This is a genomic window from Planobispora rosea (assembly GCF_014648175.1).
Lineage (GTDB): Bacteria > Actinomycetota > Actinomycetes > Streptosporangiales > Streptosporangiaceae > Planobispora > Planobispora rosea.
Genome location: NZ_BMQP01000017.1, coordinates 64807 through 84132, shown reverse-complemented (window position 1 = coordinate 84132; position 19326 = coordinate 64807). Strand labels below are relative to the sequence as shown.

18 protein-coding genes are annotated in these 19326 nt (G+C 71.1%); 8 read left to right on the top strand and 10 right to left on the bottom strand.

The window, feature by feature from the left end; all coding sequences use genetic code 11:
* Positions 1-185: 185 nt before the first annotated feature.
* The 4 genes from hpt to dacB form a co-directional block, all read right to left on the bottom strand.
* Positions 186-743, bottom strand: a complete 558-nt coding sequence (gene hpt, locus IEZ08_RS18620; protein ID WP_068928104.1) for a hypoxanthine phosphoribosyltransferase — start codon at positions 741-743, stop codon at positions 186-188.
* Between the two features lie 27 nt (positions 744-770).
* Positions 771-1853 (bottom strand): tRNA lysidine(34) synthetase TilS, encoded by a 1083-nt coding sequence (tilS, locus tag IEZ08_RS18615; protein ID WP_189242574.1) that lies wholly within the window; start codon positions 1851-1853, stop codon positions 771-773.
* A 25-nt stretch (positions 1854-1878) separates the two neighbouring features.
* Positions 1879-2973, bottom strand: a complete 1095-nt coding sequence (locus IEZ08_RS18610) for an Rv3626c family coenzyme F420 biosynthesis-associated protein (protein WP_176728640.1) — start codon at positions 2971-2973, stop codon at positions 1879-1881.
* A 129-nt stretch (positions 2974-3102) separates the two neighbouring features.
* Positions 3103-4485: a D-alanyl-D-alanine carboxypeptidase/D-alanyl-D-alanine endopeptidase gene (gene dacB, locus IEZ08_RS18605; RefSeq protein WP_229803253.1), complete on the bottom strand. Its 1383-nt coding sequence runs from the start codon at positions 4483-4485 to the stop codon at positions 3103-3105.
* A gap of 103 nt (positions 4486-4588) precedes the next feature.
* Between dacB and IEZ08_RS18600 the strand changes: the two genes are divergently transcribed.
* Positions 4589-5086, top strand: a complete 498-nt coding sequence (locus IEZ08_RS18600) for an inorganic diphosphatase (protein ID WP_068928106.1) — start codon at positions 4589-4591, stop codon at positions 5084-5086.
* A gap of 3 nt (positions 5087-5089) precedes the next feature.
* On the opposite strand, the gene IEZ08_RS18595 is transcribed toward IEZ08_RS18600, so the two are convergent.
* From IEZ08_RS18595 to IEZ08_RS18575, 5 genes are all read right to left on the bottom strand, one after another.
* Positions 5090-6313 carry a C40 family peptidase gene (locus IEZ08_RS18595; RefSeq protein ID WP_068928107.1) on the bottom strand — a complete coding sequence of 408 codons (1224 nt, stop codon included), beginning with the start codon at positions 6311-6313 and terminating at the stop codon, positions 5090-5092.
* A 337-nt stretch (positions 6314-6650) separates the two neighbouring features.
* Entirely contained in the window at positions 6651-8102 is a 1452-nt protein-coding gene (locus tag IEZ08_RS18590) for an RNA polymerase sigma factor (RefSeq protein WP_189242573.1), read from the bottom strand.
* A 208-nt stretch (positions 8103-8310) separates the two neighbouring features.
* Positions 8311-9102 (bottom strand): hypothetical protein, encoded by a 792-nt coding sequence (locus tag IEZ08_RS18585; RefSeq protein ID WP_068928109.1) that lies wholly within the window; start codon positions 9100-9102, stop codon positions 8311-8313.
* A 333-nt stretch (positions 9103-9435) separates the two neighbouring features.
* A complete protein-coding gene (locus IEZ08_RS18580) occupies positions 9436-9921 on the bottom strand; it encodes a hypothetical protein (RefSeq protein WP_068928110.1) in 486 nt (161 codons plus the stop codon).
* Positions 9922-10103: 182 nt separating this feature from the next.
* Positions 10104-11714 (bottom strand): ABC-F family ATP-binding cassette domain-containing protein, encoded by a 1611-nt coding sequence (locus IEZ08_RS18575; protein ID WP_068928111.1) that lies wholly within the window; start codon positions 11712-11714, stop codon positions 10104-10106.
* A 197-nt stretch (positions 11715-11911) separates the two neighbouring features.
* Between IEZ08_RS18575 and IEZ08_RS18570 the strand changes: the two genes are divergently transcribed.
* The gene (locus IEZ08_RS18570; RefSeq protein ID WP_189242572.1) at positions 11912-12505 is read left to right on the top strand and encodes a MarR family transcriptional regulator; all 594 of its coding nucleotides are present in this window, start codon (positions 11912-11914) and stop codon (positions 12503-12505) included.
* 228 nt (positions 12506-12733) lie between these two features.
* Entirely contained in the window at positions 12734-13480 is a 747-nt protein-coding gene (locus IEZ08_RS18565; protein WP_068928113.1) for an MBL fold metallo-hydrolase, read from the top strand.
* Positions 13481-13565: 85 nt separating this feature from the next.
* On the opposite strand, the gene IEZ08_RS18560 is transcribed toward IEZ08_RS18565, so the two are convergent.
* The gene (locus IEZ08_RS18560; RefSeq protein ID WP_141704310.1) at positions 13566-13862 is read right to left on the bottom strand and encodes a hypothetical protein; all 297 of its coding nucleotides are present in this window, start codon (positions 13860-13862) and stop codon (positions 13566-13568) included.
* Between the two features lie 214 nt (positions 13863-14076).
* On the opposite strand from IEZ08_RS18560, the gene IEZ08_RS18555 reads away from it, so the two are divergent.
* The 5 genes from IEZ08_RS18555 (at position 14077) to IEZ08_RS18535 (ending at position 19256) form a co-directional block, all read left to right on the top strand.
* Positions 14077-15321: a cytochrome P450 gene (locus tag IEZ08_RS18555; RefSeq protein ID WP_068928115.1), complete on the top strand. Its 1245-nt coding sequence runs from the start codon at positions 14077-14079 to the stop codon at positions 15319-15321.
* Between the two features lie 140 nt (positions 15322-15461).
* A complete protein-coding gene (locus tag IEZ08_RS18550) occupies positions 15462-16457 on the top strand; it encodes an LLM class flavin-dependent oxidoreductase (RefSeq protein ID WP_068928116.1) in 996 nt (331 codons plus the stop codon).
* 58 nt (positions 16458-16515) lie between these two features.
* Positions 16516-16995, top strand: coding sequence for a hypothetical protein (locus IEZ08_RS18545; protein ID WP_068928117.1), 480 nt, complete (start codon positions 16516-16518; stop codon positions 16993-16995).
* Positions 16996-17131: 136 nt separating this feature from the next.
* Positions 17132-18310, top strand: coding sequence for an NAD(P)/FAD-dependent oxidoreductase (locus IEZ08_RS18540; RefSeq protein ID WP_068928118.1), 1179 nt, complete (start codon positions 17132-17134; stop codon positions 18308-18310).
* A 10-nt stretch (positions 18311-18320) separates the two neighbouring features.
* Complete coding sequence (locus IEZ08_RS18535) at positions 18321-19256, top strand: sigma-70 family RNA polymerase sigma factor (RefSeq protein WP_068928119.1); 936 nt, start codon at positions 18321-18323, stop codon at positions 19254-19256.
* Positions 19257-19326 lie beyond the last annotated feature (70 nt).

The window sequence follows — 19326 nt, the reverse complement described above, 5'->3', positions numbered from 1 at the left end:
GCGCGAAGCCACCTCTTGGCGTCCGAAGGTACACCGGTGCGCCGCGCAGAGTAACCGCCCGGGCGGCACCGGCTCTTCCTTAACCAACGTACGTCAAGGGAACCCTGTTCCCTGACGCTGTGGCCAATGTTGATGTTCTGGAGCGGTCGTGAAGGGCCCTAATTCGCCCAGGGCGTATTTTCGGTCTAGCTCGCGCCGTACACGTGCGGGGCGAGCGTCCCGATGAAGGGGAGGTTGCGGTACCGCTCCGCGTAGTCGAGGCCGTACCCGATCACGAACTCGTTCGGGATGTCGAAACCGACATACTTCACGTCGATCGGGACCTTGATAGCTTCCGGCTTGCGCAGCACGGTGCAGATCTCGACGGAGGCCGGGTTGCGCGACTTCAGGTTCTGCATCAGCCACGACAGGGTGAGGCCGGAGTCGATGATGTCCTCGACGACCAGCACGTGCCGGCCCGCGATGTCGGTGTCGAGGTCCTTCAGCACCCGGACCACGCCCGACGACTTGGTGCCCGCGCCGTAGGACGACACGGCCATCCAGTCCATCTGGACCGGCAGGCTCAGCGCCCTGGCGAGGTCGGCCATGGCCATGACCGCGCCCTTGAGCACGCCGACGATCAGCAGCTCCTTGCCCGCGTAGTCCGTGTCGATCTGACCCGCGAGCTCCTTGATCTTCGCCTGGAGCTCTTCCTCCGAGATGAGGACCTTCTCGAGGTCCTTACCCATGTCGGCTGCGTCCACCTGGGGTTTCCTTACTGGGGCTGCTGGTTATGGGGCTGCTGTCCGCGTCGCGGCGAATATCAGGGTGCCATACCGGCGGAGCGCTCCAACCCCTCCCGCCACTTCCACACGCCGCTGTCCCCGCCAGCCGGTGATCAGGCGGTCCACCTGGAGGATGTGCGCGGCCGAGAGCGTGCCCGGCGGCGCTCCCGCGGTGATGGCCGCGCGCCGCAGCACCCGCCGCCGCACCGCGGGGGGCAGCGTCTCCAGCTCGGGTACGGCCAGCGTCACCGTCGGCCCGTCGCCCGGAGCACCGCCCGGGACGTCGCTTGGGACAGCACCCGGAATGATGGGGACATCACCCGGAATATCGCTGAGAGCGCAATCCCCACCGGCGGTGACCGCCGCCCGGGCGTAGACGGCGTCGGCCCAGGCGTCCAGGGCGTCGGCGTCGTCCCGGCACAGGCTCGCGGTACGGGCGAGCGCCTCGGCGACCCCCGGGCCCAGCTCCTCCTCCAGGGCCGGGAGCAGCCGTTCCCTGACCCGCACCCGGGTGTAGCGGGGGTCGAGGTTGTGCGGGTCCTCCCACGGCACGAGCCCGAGCGCCGCGCAGGCCGCGACCGTCGTGGCGCGTCCCAGCTCCAGCAGCGGCCGGCGGTAGACGCCGGTCCGCGCCGGCATCCCGGCGAGCGAGCGCGTCCCGCTCCCCCGGGAGAGCCGCATCAGCACGGTCTCGGCCTGGTCGTCCCTGGTGTGCCCGAGCAGGACGGCCACCGCCCCGAGCCGGTCCGCCGCCTCCGCCAGCGCGGCGTACCGGGCCTGCCGGGCGGCGTTCTCCGGTCCCCCGGCGGTGCCCACCTCGACGGTGAGCACCTCGGCCGGGTCGAGGCCCAGCGGGAGCCGCACCACCTCGGCGGCCTGCCGCTCCGATCCCTCCTGGAGCCCGTGGTCGACGGTCAGCAACCCGGCGCGGAGCCCGGCCCTGGGCGCGACGAACCCCAGGGCGGCGGCCAGCGCCAGGGAGTCGGCGCCGCCGCTGCAGGCCGCCAGCACGAGGTCTCCGGGTTCCAGGTCGGCCAGCGCGAGCCGTACGGCACGGCGGACGTCGGCCACGGCGGGATGAGGACCCATGGTTGGTCGCCGGGGGTCTTCGGGGTCAGCCGGTGGTGCCGTCGGCCTCGGGGAGGGCGGGGGCGCCGTCGACGCGGGCGATCCACAGGTCCGGCCGGGCGATCTCCTCCTGGGTCGGGAGGGTGTCGGGGGACGTCCAGACCCGGTTGAACCCGTCGATGCCGACGCGGTCGACGACGGTGCGGACGAAGGCGGAGCCCTCGGCGTACTGCTTCATCTTGAGGTCGATGCCGAGCAGCCTGCGCATCGTCCGGTCGATGCGGGAGCCCCCCTCGCGGCGGTGCTGGAACTTCGCGCGGATGTCGGCGACCGAGGGGACCGCGGCGGGGCCGACGGCGTCCATCACGTAGTCGCCGTGCCCCTCGACCAGGGTCATCACCGCGGTGAGGCGGTTGAGGATCTCCTTCTGCTCGGGCGTCTGGATCGCGTCGATCAGGCTGCCCTCACCGCCCCGGACGACGTCGGCCACCGCGTCGGCGGCGGAGCGGAGCCGGTCGAGCAGGGTGGGCAGGTCCAGGTCCGCGGCGAGGAGGAACTCGGTCATCTGCGACCGGACGTACTCCCGCAGCCAGGGGACGCCGGTGAACTGCACCCGGTGGGTCTCCTCGTGCAGGCAGACCCAGAGGCGGAAGTCACGCGGGTCGACGCCCAGCTCGCGCTCGGCGTGGACGATGTTGGGCGCGACCAGCGTGAGGCGGCCGACCGGCGCCGCCCCGGAGGGGTCCGGCGGGAGGAACAGCTCGTACTGCCCCAGCACACGGGAGGCGAGGAAGGCGAGGACCGCCCCGACCTCGACACCGGTGATGCGGGACCCCACGGCGCTCACGATCGCCGGAGCCTGGTCCTTGCGGGCCGCCATCCGCTCCGTCAGCGGCTCCAGCACCACCCGGAACCCCTCGACGTTGGCCTTGATCCAGCCGGGCCGGTCGACGATCGTGGCGGGCTGCGGCGCGCTCTCAGTGTCGATCCGGGTGAATTCGAGGACGTGGCCCTCGGCTTCACGGGAAAGCCGCCTCAGCTCGGCGACTGCGTGCCGGGCCTCCTCTCGGCTCACTTGCGGTCCGGGGCGCACCAGGCGCGTCCCGGTCGCTACGGCCAGATCCCAGTCGATCACCTGCATACCGTCCACCGTACGTGCTCTCCACCCTCATCGCGTGAATTACCCGGATTACCCGCGAGAGTCCTCCACTCCCGCGAGAGCGCTTCACTTACGCGTGGGAGCCCCGTAGCCCATGAGGGCCGGGGAGGGTCAGCCCGCCACGGCCGCGGCGAGCCGGTCGAGCGCGGCCTCGGCCTTGCCCCAGCCCGGCGGGACGTCGTCGGCCATGAAGGCGAACGCCACCAGCCTGCCGTCCTTCGTGGTGGTCACCCCGGCCAGGGTGCTGACCCCGTCGAGCGTGCCCGTCTTCGCGCGGACCAGGCCGTAGGCGGAGTCGCTCTTGCCGAACCTGTACCCCAGGGTGCCGGTGAACCCGGCGACGGGCATGCCGCTGATGGCCGGGTGCAGATTCGGGTTGGCGGGCGAGGAGGCCACCGCGACCAGCCGCGCCAGGGCGAGGGGGGTGATGCGGTTCTTCGGTGACAGGCCGCTGCCGTCGAAGACCGTGATGCCGTCGGCCGCCCTCAGCCGGGTCAGGACCGTACGGACGGCCGCCGCGCCGCCGTCGAAGGACGCGGCCTGCCCCTCCTTGAGGGCGATGTGCCGGGCCAGCGCCTCCGACAGGTCGTTGTCGCTGAGCGTCAGCGCCCGCTCCACCAGGGCGTAGACGGGTGCGGACTCGACCCGGGCGATCTCTTCGGCGTTCGCGGCGGCCCCGGTCCGCCGGGCGGTCCTGTTCGCGACCTTGATGCCGTACTTCTTCAACTGGGAGATGAACGCCGCGCCCGCGCTCCTGGAGGGGTCGGAGACCCGCTGGCGGCTGCCGGGGGCGACCTTGCCCGAGTCGGTCATGAGCGCCGTCACCGGGGCGACGCTGCCCTCGGGCACGTATCCGGGCTTCCAGCTGGCGGCGGTGCGCGGTCCCGTGTAGAGACCGTCGTCGTAGGACACGCTCACCCTCGTCGTCCCGGCGGCCTTGAGCGCCTTGGCCGTGCGCATGGCCAGAGTCGCCAGCGAGGCCGGGCGGGGATAGACGGAGGGATCGATCCGGTTGGCCGTCAGCGTCGGGTCGCCGCCCCCGACCAGGATGATCGAGTTCGGCGAGGGGCCGCGGACCACGCGGGTGCTCAGCCGGGCGTCCGGCCCCAGGGACGCCAGGGCCGCGACGGCCGTGACGATCTTGGTGGTGGAGGCGGGGGTGATTCCCGTGCCGGCCTCACTGGCGAACAGCGACGTGCCGGTCTCGGCGTCGACGACCGCCGCGCCGACGCTGTCCCCCAGCGCCGGGTCACCCAGCGCCTCGGCGAGCCTTGCGGTCAAAGTACCCTTGGTGGGGAGAGGTCCGTTCCCACCCGCGGCCAGCACCGGACCCGCGGTGATGACCGGGACGGGCGGCGGCTCGGGCGAAGCGACCGGCACGGGTTTCTTCTCGACCAGCTCATCGCTGGCGAGCAGGTGCACACCGGCCGCGACGACGAACAGTTGCAGCATGACGAGAGTGGCCAAGGCCACCCACCGATCGCGCCGCATCATGTCGCCGACCTCTCATCGATCCGGGTAATCACCCGGATAACAACGCCTACGAGACATTAACGCCCGGCCGGGAGTTCCCGGGGGCTTGAGCGGAGGAACCGCGGTGGAGTTCGACGTTCTCGTTGAGATTCCCAAGGGACAGCGGAACAAGTACGAGGTGGACCACGAGACCGGGCGCATCAGGCTCGACCGGATGCTGTTCACCTCCACTCAGTACCCCGCTGACTACGGCTTCATCGAGGACACCCTGGGCGAGGACGGCGACCCCCTCGACGCCCTGGTCCTGTTGCAGGAGCCGACCTTCCCCGGCTGCCTGATCAAGTGCCGCGCGGTCGGCATGTTCCGCATGACCGACGAGAAGGGCGGCGACGACAAGGTCCTGTGCGTCCCCGCCAACGACCCCCGGATGGAGCACATCCGCGACATCCACCACGTTCCGGAGTTCGACCGCCTGGAGATCCAGCACTTCTTCGAGGTCTACAAGGACCTGGAGCCCGGCAAGTCGGTCGAGGGCGCCAACTGGGTCGGCCGGGTGGACGCCGAGGAGGAGATCGCGCGCTCCATCAAGCGGGCGCAGGAGCAGGGGCACGAGGGGCACTGATCCTCAGGCGGGCCGGATCGCGCCGACGAGGTCTCCGCGCCAGATCGGTGCGATCCGGACGACGTCCCCGGTCTGCGGGGCGTGGATCATCAAGCCCCGGCCGACGTACATCCCCACGTGGTGGATGTCGCCGGGATTCTGGGTGATCCGTCCGAAGAACAGCAGGTCGCCACGGCTGAGCCGGCCGAGCGGCACCCGCGGGCCGGAGGTCCACTGGGTGCCGGTCCAGTGGTCCAGCCGGACGCCGGCCCGTTCCCAGGCCCGCATGGTCAACCCCGAGCAGTCGTAGCTGTCCGGCCCGTCCGCGGCCCAGACGTACGGCTTGCCGAGCTGCGTGAGCGCCCAGTCGACGGCGACGTCACCCGGGCCCGAGGAGGTCTCCGGGCTGAACGCCCAGCGGGGGACCAGCCCGGCGGCGACCGGGTTCCATGCGCTCCCCCGCCTTCCCCACGTCTCCCGCAGGCGAGCGAGCCGCGCCCGCTCCAGCGCCGCCCTCCGCTCCCTGGCCAGACGCTCGGCCGTGCCGCGCGCGGCGTCCGCCTGGTGTTCCAGCACCGCCTGGACCGCCTTCAACCGCCGGGTCTCGGCGACCTGCCGGGCCACCGCCTGTTCCGCCGCCGCCTTGGCCACGGCCATGCGCCCGGCCGCCGCCCGCTGCGCGGCGTAGGCGGCCTGCGCCTGCTCCTGGAAGATGACGGCCACCTCCTCGGCGCCGCGCAACCGTTTCAGGGTCTCCGCCTGGCCCTGGCTCAGGTGGGCCAGGATCCCGGCCCCCCGCAGGCGGGTCGGGTCCATCCCGCTCCCGAGCCTGGTGATCAGCTCCATCGCCGGATCCATCGCGCCGTAGCTCTGGACGGCGGTGGCGACCACCGCCTTGCGGGCCTCCTCCACCTGCCTTCCGGCCGCCAGCGCCCGCTCGCCCGCCAGCCGGCTGAGCTCCCCGGCGTGGGCGGCCTTGACCAGCTCTCCGTTGTAGGCCTCGACCAGCTTCTCCGCGTGGACGGTCAGTTCCTCCAGCTCGGCCTGCGCCTCGGCGAGGCGGGCGGTGGCCGTACCGAGCCGGGCGTCGCGCTCCCGCGCCTCGGCCCTGGCCCTGGTGACCTCGTCGGCGGAGGGACCCGGCTCGCCCGGTACGGCGCCGCCGGGGATCGCCGTCCCCACGGTCAGCGCGCACACCAGTCCCGCCACCATCGCGGCGCGCGCGTACCTGCTCCCGACGGAATGCATTCATCCCCTTCCCGAGCCGCCACGCGCCCTCGGCAGGGCAGGTGGTCGCACTCAAGATTCCCTGCGGTCACACTACGCACATGCGCCGTACACGCCGGGTAGCGATATTGAGGGAGAGGATGTCTTGCCGGGAACGGGAACCCCGGGTTACCCGGGGCAGAACCAGTGCATACGGCTCCCGGGTGGAGAACCGTCACGTACGGTCCGCTCATGCGGAGGGCGGCGGGGCCGGGTCTCACACCCGTCAGAGCCCCGCCGCCCGCCGAAACGTCACCGCTGCAACCTCACCGCCGAAACGTCACCGCCGGAACCTCACCGCCGGAACGTCGCCGGTACGTCACTGCCCACCGGCCGCGTAGCCGTACGCCGGGGCGGACTGAGCGGATGACGGGGAAGCCGTGGGTGTCTCGGCCGGGGTGGGCGTCGACGTCGGGGTGGCGGTCGGAGTCACCGTCGGCGTCGAGGTCTGCGTCGGAGCCGGCGTCTGCGTCGGCCCCGGATCCGGACGGGGAGGAGCCGGGCAGGGCCGGGGGTTCGGCCGTCCGCCCTGGTGGTCGCGCGGCGGCCGGCTCGGGGGAGACGTGTCTTTGGGCGGGGTCTCACCCGTGGGAACCGGCCGGACCGGGGAGGGGGGTCTCGCGGGGTCCGCCGGATCGCGCCGCGGCGCGGAGACGCCGCTGCCAGGGAGGTCTCGTGATCTCATGGCCGTGATCGGCTCCTCCGGGGCCTCCACGCGCGCGACCGGCCTGCGCGGGATGAGCTCCAGTGCCATCGGGCCGTGCTCGACTTCGGGATCCCACAGCAGGCCGACACCGGGGGGGTCTTCCGCCGAGGGGAGGGTGGAGGACGCGGTGCCGGAGGTCTCGCCGGGCCGTCCGCCGAACTGGGCGAAGATCAGGATGACGGCGGCCGCCGCCGCGACCGCAGCCGCAGCACCGGCCATCGCGTGAGTCCAGCGAGAGCGCCGGCCCATCCTCGCGACGGGAAACCCGGCGGCGTCGAGGAGCCCGATCCGCTGGGCGGCGTAGCGGCGGTAGGCGACGAGTTCGGGGTCGCTGAAGCAGCTCATCACCCGGACCCGGAGCGTCTCGGGCAGCGGCACCGGCGGCAGCAGGTCGAAGACCTTCCCCTCGGAGACCTGGCGGGACCGGTGCGGCGCGCAGGTGTCGCAGTGCCCGACGTGCTGGATCACCCGCTCGCGCATCGCCGGGGTGAGCTCCCCGGAGAAGCCGGTCAGGATCCTGGCCCGCTGTGCGCAGTCATACGGGCCCTTGCGGGCGAGGACCTCGGCGGTGATCGCGTCGCGGAGCCGTTCCCTGGCCGTCTCCAGCATCGTCTCGACGGTCTTGACCGGAACCCCCAGGACCGTGGCCACGTCGGCGAGGGAGAGGCCGTGACCGGTGCGGAGCTCCAGGACCTCCCGGTCGGCCGGCGGCAGGCTCCGGATCGCGTTCCAGGCCATCACCCCCAGGTCGGAACCACCGCGGCCGGCGGCCGGCGGCTCGGTGACCGCGGCCGGCGCACCGGAGTCCGCCACCAGGCTCCGCCGTACGCACTCTCCCCGGGCCAGCGTGTAGAGCCACACCTTGAGCCGGTCGGCGTCGGCGAGGGCGTGAATATGCGCCTCGGCCACGATCAGGGTGTCGCGGAGGGCCACCTGGGCGCCGTCGACATCGGCCACCATGGACCGGCAATATCGATGGATGCCTTCGGCGAACCTGTCGTAGAGAGCGGAGAGCGCACTCGAATCGCGTGCGCAGAGTGCTTCGACCAGGTCCCTGTCGTTCATATGACCGACGGTAATCGCTCTATAACTACAAGTTCCACCGCTTCGCCGGAGACGACTGCGACTGTATTCAGAATGTTAACCGGGCGAGTAAACCGCGTTACATGTATTGAACCCGATAAGCATTAATGGATAATCATTTGTCCGAATTAAGGGTTAGGTCCTGACATTTCTATTGATGTCGCAGCCAGCACCACCATGGGGGTCGGGGTCAGGGACGCGCGTCCCCTCCGGGAGGCAGCTGCCGTCCCCGGTCCGTCTCGAACGGGGGCATGGTGGGCTTGACCGTGTGAACCGGGATCGCGCCGCCCATCGCCAGGTCCTCGTAGGGACGGCCGCTCGATCCCCAGGTCCGCGCGACCAGCTCGGTCTCGGCCACCTTGCCGGTGCCCGCGACGCTCTCGACGTCGAGCAGGAAACGGCGCTTCCCGCCCCGGCGGACGTCGTCCACGAACGTGCTCCCGCCGCCGAGCAGCTTGCCGTCCTTGTCCCGCAGGAGGGCCGTGACCGCCAGGGTCCCGGCCGGCTGCCGGTACGGCGTGCCGACGTACCCGATGACCAGATAGGTGCCGTCCGGCTGCTTCTCGGTCTGCACCCCGGACACGGGGAACGGCTTGAAGGCCGAGACGATCCGGCCGGCGGGACGCCACTGGGCCGGGCGATACTCGATGGTCACCTTGGCCGGCCGCTCCGTCGCGAGCACCTGGCCGGTGAAGGGGAGCGATCCCGCCGGAGGCACCGCGTCCAGCGGCTGCTCCATCCGGACGATCTCCTCGCCCTCGGCGTTCCTGGCGACCACCGTGGCCACCACGTGCTCGCCGAAGTGCCAGGGGTTGGGGTTGGCCAGCACCCCCGCCCAGTTCACGACATAACCGTCGTACTCGTCGCCGCCCTTGAGGATGGAGGAGACCTGCTCCTTCACCATGAGCGGCCGGAGCTCCGGGGCGTCTTCCCGGTCCTCCCCGGAGCATCCGGTGGTCGGGAGAGCGGCGAGGAGGATCATGGCCAGGGCGCTGGCGGCCCGAGTCCGGTGCGCCGTCCTGTGCGCCGTCCTGTGCGCCGTCCTGTGCGTCGTCCTGTGCGTCACCCAGCCGTCATAACCTCCGGCCGCGGCGCCTCCGTCCCGGGCACGCCGCGGCCAGGCAAACTCTTTTGAGGAGCACGGCTCTTTCCATGAGAAGGGCTCTTGCGGCGGTACGGCCCCGGCCGGAGGGGCGAGCCCGCCACAGCACCGGTCACGACACCGGCCACAGCACCGGCCACAACGCCAGCCACGACACCGGCCACCGCGCCGGGCCCGCCGTGGCCGGCGGCCCCCGGTGGTTCGCCGGCGGTCCTAGAAGAAACCTTCCTCGATGTTGGAGTCGTCGCTGATGGTCCCGCCGTCGCCGTCGATGAACTTCGCGGTGATGTAGACCTCGTCGCCGTTGTTGGCCCAGCCGTTGTCCTCGTTGAGGAACGACCCCGGGGGCACCTCCCAGGTGTACTGCAGCCGGATGCCGTCCGGCCCCGCCGTCAGGCCGTGGTCCCCCCTGTACCAGGTGATCGGGCCGTGGAGGAACTGGTCGGTGCCCGGGTCGCTGCCGTAGAAACGCACCTGGATCTTGGCGCCGTGGATCAGATAGCCGTTCGCGTCGTACTCGTTCATGGGCACGTGGACGTCCAGCGTGATGGTGCGGGCGGCGGGAACACCGGTGTTGAAGCCGATCTCGAGCTGGGCGGTGATCTCGGTCGCCGCGTGGGCGGGCGTCACGGCCAGCACGACGACGCCGGCGGCGGCCGCCAGGGCGGCGGCCAGTCTGGTACGGATCCTGTTCTTCATGATGTGTCTCTCCGGTTGCGGTCGCCGGGCTCGCGGCCGGGCGATCGAGGGGCATGGGACGCGACCGGCCGCGTTCCGGGGAAGGCCGGAGCGCGGCCCGCTCACCCGTACGGCGTTCCATCCCGTTCCACCGCGTTCCAGAGCGCCCGGGAACCCTGACCCCGCACTCCGGGACGACGCCCCTAACGCCGGCGGACCACCCGGGTCTCGTCCCACACCGGCTCCGGCGACTCGTACACCCGCCCGTCGGACCCGAAGACCAGGTGGCGGTCGAAGTCCTCGGCGAACCAGCGGTCGTGGGTGACCGCGATCACGGTCCCGTCGAAGGCGTTCAGTCCCTCCTGGAGCGCCTCGGCACTGGCCAGGTCCAGGTTGTCGGTCGGCTCGTCCAGCAGCAGAAGCGTGGTCCCCGACAGCTCCAGCAGCAGGATCTGCAGCCGCGCCTGCTGCCCGCCCGACAACGTCTCGAACCGCTGTTCGGCGATCGACCCGGCCAGCTCGTAGCGGGCCAGCACCTTCATCGCCTCGTTCTTCAGTTTCGCGTGCTCGGTCATGACGATCTCGCAGGGCGTCCGGCCGACGAGTTCGGGACGGGCATGGGTCTGCGCGAAGTGCCCGGGGACGACCCGCGCGCCGAGCCTGGCCACGCCGCCGTGCCGTACCTCCTCGCCGGCGAGCAACCGCAGGAAGTGCGACTTGCCCGAACCGTTGGAGCCCAGCACCGTGACCCGCTCGCCGTACCAGATCTCCAGGTCGAACGGCTTCATCAGGCCGGTGAGCTCCAGCTGCTCGCAGATCACCGCCCGCTTGGCGGTCCGGCCGCCCTTGAGCCGCATGCTGATGAGCTGGTCCCGGGGCGCGGCCTCGGGCGGGCCCGCCTCCTCGAACCTGCGCAGCCGGGTCTGGGCCGAGTGGTAGGCGGCGGCCATGGTGTCCATGTACTTCGCCTTCTGCTTGAGCATGTTCACCAGGCGCTTCAGCTTCGCGTGCTCCTCGTCCCAGCGCTTCTTCAGCTCGTCGAGGCGCTCGTTGCGCTCCCTGCGGGCCTGCGCGTAGGTGCGGAAGCCGCCGCCGTGGACCCAGACGTTCCCCGACTCCACGGTGATGATCCGGTCGGCCGCGTTGGCCAGCAGCTCCCGGTCATGGCTGACCAGCAGCACCGTCTTGGGCGTCTCGCGCAGCGCCTGCTCCAGCCAGAGCTTGCCCGGCACGTCCAGGTAGTTGTCCGGCTCGTCCAGCAGCAGGGTCTGGTCCGGCCCGCGCAGCAGCGCCTCCAGCACCAGCCGCTTCTGCTCGCCCCCGGACAGCGTGTTGACCTCCCGGTACTTGCACCGGTCGTACGGCATGCCGAGGGCCGCCATGGTGCAGGTGTCCCAGAGCACCTCGATGTCGTAGCCGCCCGCGTCGGTGTAGTCCGTGATGGCCTGCGCGTAGCGCATCTGGGCCTTCTCGTCGTCGCGCTCCATCATCACGAGCTCGGCGGTCTCCAGCGCCGCGGCCGCCCGCCGTACGCGCTCGGGAGCCACGCTGACCAGCAGGTCGTGCACGCTCCGCCCGTCCCGGAGGTTGCCGATGAACTGCCGCATGACCCCCAGTCCGCCGGAGCTCGCGACGGTCCCGTCGACCGGCTGGAGGTCCCCCGCGACCAGCCGCATCAGCGTCGTCTTCCCCGCCCCGTTGGGCCCGACGAGCGCCGCCTTCACCCCCTCGCCGACCCGGAAGGACACATCGTCCAGCAGCGGCCTGCCATCCGGCAGCACATACGTCAGATGCCCGACCTCGACGTGTCCCACGACAATTCCCCTCCTGCGATCCTCGCGCAGGGTACATGCCGGTTTCGAGCACTGGCATCCGATTTCCGCCGCGATGACAGAGCACCATGATCGACATCACCGCGGGGAGGTGATCGCGCCCCAAAATGAGAACAGATTGAAATCCGGCAACTACACAGGGTTGCAATCATGCTATAGACGCATAGTATTATTCATCTATGAGGGATCTTCCTCCCCCGCTCCTTCCCCTGATCCGGTCCAACGCCGTCGGTGAACTGCTCGCCCGGCTCTACCTCCACCCGGAGAAGGAGTACTCGACAACCGACCTTGCCAGGCGGACGGGTATATCCCAGCCGACGGTGAGCCGCGAGGCGGACCGGTTCGCCGCCGCCGGCCTGACCAGGGAAAGACGGCACGGCAACCTCCGTCTCATCCGCGCCAACACGGACACCATCGTCGCCAAGCCACTCACCGACCTGCTGGCGGTGACCTTCGGACCGGCAGCCGTCCTGCCGCCCCTTCTCCAGCCGGTTCCAGGCATTGAGGAGGCGTACATCTACGGCTCCTGGGCCGCCCGGCACGCGAACCAGCCCGGACCGCTCCCACGTGACGTCGATGTCCTCGTGGTGGGAGCCGCCGACGAAGACGAGCTGTACGGCGCGGCGCGAGCGGCGGAACACGTCCTCGGCCGCGAGGTGAACATCAGCCGGATCTCACCTGTGTCGTGGAACGCCGACCAGAGCGACCCGTTCGTGACATCTCTGCGGAGCAAACCCCTCCACCCCCTGATTCAGAACCGGAGCACGCCATGAGGTGGATGCAAGGACGCGACCGGATCGACGCGATGCTGGACGCGGGTCGACTGGAGCGGGTGCCGCCGAACCGGAACACGCCGACACCATGCTCGCCCAGGCCGAGCGGCACATCGCCCTCGCTCGCAGCGGTTCCGGAACCGGCCGCCTGATCCCACCGGCCGCCGTCAGACTCGAACCGTTCCTGTGCCACAGCTATATGAACGGTTAGTCGGTAAAGTCGCACTCGTGAAGCTCACGGTGCTGGGAGCCTGTGGAGCGTGGCCCGCGGCCGGTCAGGCGTGCAGTGGTTACCTCGTCGAGCGCGACGGGTTCCGGATGCTCCTGGACCTCGGCTACGCCGCCCTTCCCCGCCTGCTCGAGCATGTGCCGGCCGAACGGGTGGACGCGGTGTGGATCAGCCATGGACACCCCGACCACTGCGCGGACCTGAGCCCCCTGCTGCGTGCCCGGACCCTACGGGACGAGCCCGCGCCGGCGCTTGCCGTGTTCGCGTTACCCGGCGCGCTGGATGCGGTTCTCGCCCTCGACGGGCCCGGCGGGCTGAGCGACGCCTACGTCCTTCACGACGTCGTCCCCGGTGAACCGTTCGAGGTGGGCCCGTTCCGGGTGGACACCCTTCTGCTGCCGCACCACGTTCCCAACGCGGGCGTCCGGTTGAGCGCGGGGGGCACGGCCCTGGCCTACACCGGAGACACCGGGCCGAGCCCCGGCGTGGTCGAGCTGGCCCGCGATGCCGATCTCCTGGTGGCCGAGGCGACGTACGTCGACGCGGTACCCGACAGGCATGCCCGCTATCTCACCAGTGCCCGGCAGGCAGGCGTGCAGGCGGCCCGGGCAGGCGCGGAACGGCTGATGCTGACGCATCTGTGGCCGGACACCGACCGCGAGGCCGCCCGGGGGGCGGCCCGTGACGCGTTCGACGGTCAGATCAGCGTCGCGGAGATCGGACAGGTCGTCGACCTCAGCCGCTGAAGCCGCCGCCGTCAGTTCCCGGTATGCCCTCGATCATCAGGGCCCCGGGCAGGGAAACCCGGCCACGGGCTAGAGATCCCACGGGCTAGAGATCCTCGTCCCGTACGACGTCGAGGTCGAGGAACCGGGGCGGCCCGTCACAGAGATCCTGCATCCGGCGGGACATCTCCTGGGTCTTCGGCAGGTCGCTGTTGCGCATCGCCTCCTCGTACGACGGGAACTGCACGATGGCCACGTAGTGACCGGTACCGCCGTGATCTCGGGTGAGAGTCGTGTGCGTGGCCGTGCTCTCTCCCGCCGTCGTCTCCCGCCACTCGTCCATCAACCGCTGGACGTCCTCCCCGCGCTGGGTGTCGAACTCGATGACCTGAACGAAGCTCATCGGACTCGCCTCCTCCGTGTCCTTCCCCTCGGCCGTCACTGTCGACGCGGCCGTCACTATCGACTCCACGCCCGGGGAGCGGGCGTGAACAAGCAGGGACAGGTCAAGATGGGCCCGTCTTTCCATGACGCGGGGGACGATGACCGCAAACCTTGAGCTTCGCCGGGATCCGCCGCACTATGGGCGGAACAAAGTTCTATGGGCGGGAGCGGGTATGACGGCGACCACGCGGGACCACACTCTCCTGGAACTGATCGGCATGCTGATCGATCCGGCGGCGCGGCCCGATCCCTACCCCCTCTACTCCCGTATCCGGGAGCTCGGACCGTCGGTGCTGGACCTGGCCCTCTGGGAGAACCCCGGAATCGTGATCTCCTCCTACCGGGAGTGCGAGGCGGTGCTGCGGGACCCGCGGATGAGCAGCCAGCGCGGCCGCGACCGGAACCTGGCCGACCTGATGCCGTCCGGCGCCCCGTCCTCGGTGCGGCAGCGGTGGTTCCTCTCACTCGACCCGCCGGACCACACGCGGCTGCGGCGGCTGGTCTCGGCGGCGTTCACGGCACGGCGGATCGGCCGGCTCTCGGAGCGGATCTCCGAACTGGTCGACGAGCTGCTTGACCGGGCCGCGGAACGGGACGCGCCGTTCGACATCGTCGAGGACCTCGCGTACCCGCTGCCCATGACGGTGATCTGCGAGATGCTCGGTGTGCCCGCGGCCGACCACGAACAGGTGCGCGACTGGTCGTCCCGGCTGACCCGGCTGATCGACGGCTTCGGGGCCCCGCCGACCGGGGAGTCCGTCAGCGGCCTGCTCGCCCTGAACGTCTACCTGAACGAACTGATCGCGAGCCGTCAGGCGGATCCGGGCGACGACCTGGTCTCCGCCCTGATCGCGGTCCGGGAGGGCGGCGACTCCCTCAGCCACGACGAGCTCGTCTCCATCGTGGCCCTGCTGCTGGTGGCGGGGCACGAGACCACCGTGAACCTGATCGCCAACGGTGCGCTGGCGCTGCTGCGCCACCCGGACCACTTCGCCGCACTACGCGAGAACCCGCAGCTCGCGGACGCGGTGGTGGAGGAGACGCTGCGCTACGACCCACCCGTGCACATCACCGCCCGGGTGGCCACCGAGGACATGGAGCTGTCCGGCGTACGGCTCCGGCGGGGCGCCATGGTGGTCCTCCTGCTGGCCGCCGCGCACCGCGACCCCGGAGAGACCGACAACCCCGACGCCTTCGACCCGTACCGCCCCGAGATCAAGCATCTGGCCTTCGGGCTCGGCCCGCACTACTGCCTGGGAGCCCCGCTGGCCCGCCTGGAGGCCCGGCTGGCGCTGACCCGCCTGGTCCAGCGGCTCCCGGAGCCGGCCCTGCTCCAGGATCCGCCCCCGTACCGCGACCACGTCAACCTGAGAGGCCCGCTGAGCATCACGGTCCCCCGCCCCTCGCTCCGCGCGTGACCTCCGTACGGGACCACGACGATCCCTGAAGGCGGCACCGCGAAATAATCGCGGTGCCGCGGCGGTTGCACAGCGTGCATCGAGACGACCTCCCACGGCCGGGATGCACGTCCCCGTCCTCCGCGAAAGGCCCGCCTTCCATGGCTCTTCCCCTCTCCATCCTCGATCTGGCGTACATCGGCAGCGGAGAGACGGCCAGTGACAGCCTGAACGCCAGCGTGACGCTGGCCCAGCGCGCCGAGGAGTGGGGCTACCGGCGGATCTGGTACGCCGAGCACCACAACATGCCCACCATCGCGTCCTCGGCGACCAGCGTGCTCATCGCGCACGTCGCCGCGCACACCCGGAGCATCCGCCTCGGCGCCGGGGGGATCATGCTCCCCAACCACTCCCCGCTGACCATCGCCGAGCAGTTCGGCACCCTCGAAACCCTGCATCCGGGCCGCATCGACCTCGGCCTCGGCCGGGCGCCGGGCAGCGACCAGCAGACCGCGCGGGCCCTGCGCCGTGACCCGGCTGCCGCGGACGCCTTCCCGGAGGACGTCCTGGAACTGCGGGGATACCTGACCGGCGAGTCCCGGATCCCCGGGATCGACGCGACACCGGGGAAGGGCACCGATGTGCCGCTCTACATCCTCGGCTCCTCGCTGTTCGGGGCCCAGCTCGCCGCCGTGCTCGGACTTCCGTACGCCTTCGCCTCCCACTTCGCCCCGGGCGCGCTCCACGACGCCGTCGCCCTCTACCGGCGCGAGTTCAGGCCGTCCGCGCAGCTCGCGGAGCCGTACGTCATCGCCGGGGTCAACGTCATCGCGGCCGACACCGCGCAGGAGGCGCAGGAGCAGTTCCTGGACGCGCAGCGCAGGCGGGTGGGCCTGTTCCTCGGCCGGGGCCGTACGTTCACCCCGGAGGAGGCGGACGACATCCTCGGCTCCCCGGCCGGGCGGCAGATCCTGCAGATGACCAAGTACTCCGCGGTCGGGACCCCCGACCAGGTGAAGGACTACCTCGACGATTTCGCCGAGCAGGCCCGGGCCGACGAGCTGATCGTCGTCTCCGCGGCCCCCGACCGGCGGGCCTGGCTGCGCTCCTTCGAACTGCTGGCGGACGTCTACGGCATGGCCCCCGCCCTGCAGTAGCTCCCGCCCTGGTCATCGCGAGAGCGGCATCGTGACGTGGCGATGCGACGATTCCCTCATGGACGTGGTCGTGCAGTGGGTCCGCACATCGTGGACCAAGCAGTCGCGCGGAGGGACCGCCGCCGCATCCCGCAACGCCCTCGCCGTCGGGTTCGAGCTGCCGGATGTCCCCCGTCCGTTCATGCACGAGATCTCCATGCGCGAAGCCGACGCCTTCCGCCCCGCGTCATCCGTACACCCCCTGACCGGTGACGTCAGAAGCGTGCGCCTGAGGGAGGCCGACGGGCGCCTGCTGGTCCAGCCGCTGATCCCGGCCCTCTTCACCCTGCCGCCCCGGCGGCGGCGTCCTCCCGCGATCCGGCTGGCCCCGGGGCAGTGGCTGAGATGGCAGCTCAACTACCGCTTCAGCAGCGCGGCAGGCATGGCCGACTGGTCCTACCACCTGCACACTCTCAACGTCGCGTACGGCCCGGCGGAGCGGGAGGTGTTCCTCGGGACCCCCACCCGGTACGTCGACGAACGCGGCTCCCTCCGCTGACCGAGGCCCGGACCGGCCGCCGGGAGCCGCCGGGTGGACCCCACAGGCGATGTGTGATCCGTTTCACAACCGGGCCCTGTCATGGATCGGCCCGCTGTCTCGCTCAATCGGCAAGCGGACAGACAGGAGCAAGACCATGAAGCACCGCATCGTCGTCCTCGGCGCCGGCTACGCCGGGGCCCATTCGGCGGGGAGCCTGGCCCGCCGCCTCGACCCCGCCGACACCGAGATCACCCTCGTCAACGCCGAACCCGACTTCGTCGAGCGGCTGCGCCTCCACCAGCTCGCGGCCGGCCAGGACCTCAGGAAACGCCCGCTGGCCCGCATGTTCGCCGGCACCGGGGTACGGCTGCGCCTGGCACGCGTCGAAGCGGTCGACGCCGAGCACAAGACCGTCACGCTGGACGACGGCGAACTCGCCTACGACACCCTCCTCTACGCGCTCGGCAGCACCGTCGCCGACCACGGCGTCCCCGGTGTCGCCGAGCACGCCTTCCATGTCACCGGCCGGGCCGCGGCGCTGCGACTGCGCGATCACCTGGACGGCCTGGGCGAGGGCGGACGCGTCCTGGTCGTGGGTGAGGGCCTGACCGGCATCGAGACCTCCACCGAGATCGCCGAGTCACGCCCCGGCCTGAAGGTGGCGCTGGCCGCCCGCGGCGAACTGGGCGCCTGGCTCTCCCCCGGAGCCCGCCGCCACCTGCGCCGGGCCTTCGACCGTCTCGGTATCACCGTCCACGAGCACACGTCCGTCGAACGCGTCGAGCCGACACGGGCGATCGCCGCCGACGGCACCGTCTTCGTGTCCGAGGCGACCGTGTGGTCCGGCGGGTTCGCCGTCCACCCCATCGCGGCCCGCAGCGGCCTCGACGTCACCGGCACCGGTCAGATCGTCGTCGACGACACCATGCGCTCGGTCTCGCACCCCGACGTCTACGCCGCCGGTGACAGCGCCTACGCCATCGGTGAGAACGGCCGGCCGCTGCCGATGTCGTGCGCCTCGGCCGGTTTCACGGGCATGCGGGCGACCGGTGCGATCATCAGGCACCTGACCGGCCGCACGATCCCATCCGCCGCGCTGAAGTACTACGGCAACCACATCAGCCTCGGGCGGCGCGACGCGATCATCCAGATGGTCGACGGCGACACCCGGGCCAAATCCTGGTACCTGCGGGGCCGCGTGGCCGCGTACCTCAAGAACGCCATCCTCAAAGGCGCCGCCTGGGGTATGGGTCACCCGACCTACGGCATGCCGGCCCGCAGGCATCGCCTGACCGCCGCGGCCGGACGCTCCGCCGAGGCGGCCGTCGCCTAGAGTCGGCCGCGTGGACGCCCTCGCCACCGAGCAGTTCGAGGCCAGCCGGAACCGGCTGGCCTCGCTCGCGTACCGCCTGCTCGGCTCGGCCGCCGACGCCGAGGACGCCGTACAGGACGCGTTCCTGCGCTGGCAGGCGGCTGACCGCGACCGGGTCGAGGTGCCGGAGGCGTGGCTCACCAAGATCGTCACCCACCTGTGCATCGACCGGCTCCGCTCCGCGCGGGCGAGGCACGAACGCGCGGTCGGCGCATGGCTGCCCGAACCGCTCCTCGACGGCGACCCGATGCTCGGCCCGGCCGACACCGTCGAACAGCGCGAGTCGGTGTCGCTGGCCATGCTGACCCTCATGGGGCGCCTCTCCCCCAACGAGCGTGCCGTCTACGTGCTGCGCGAGGCATTCTCGTACAGCCACGCCGAGATCGCCGACATCCTCGACATCACCGAGTCCGCCAGCCAGCAGCACCTCCACCGGGCCCGGCGACGCGTCGCCACCGCGCGCCGCGGCGGCATCACCGACAACGCCGGCGCGCGCCGGATCGTCGAGGCCTTCCTCGACGCCGCCGCCTCGGGGCAGACCGAACGGCTGATCGCGCTGCTCACCGAGGACGCGACCGCGATCTCGGACGGCGCCGGGCTCACCGAGAAGCTGCTGCTGTTCCCCACTCCGGAACGGATGGCCGCCGCGGCGCGGGGCGCGCTCAAGCCGAGTGAAGGCAAACGGCGGCGGGTCGGCGGCTCCCCCGCGCTGCACGCCGGTGTGGTCAACGGCTCTCCCGCCCTGATCGCCGTGTTCGGCAACCGGGTGGTGGGCCTCCTCGTGCTCGAAATGCGCGAGGGCAAGATCGCCTTCGGTCACGGCATCGCCTCCCCGAAGCGGCTCGGCCGTCTCACCGCGATGTGGTCGGAGCAGGAGCACGACGCACCGATCGTCGAGTCCTGGTGATCGGTGCCGCGGAGAAGCCCCGCGGCGAGGTCGAGACGGAGCTTCCGCCGCGAACGGCGCGCCTTCCGAT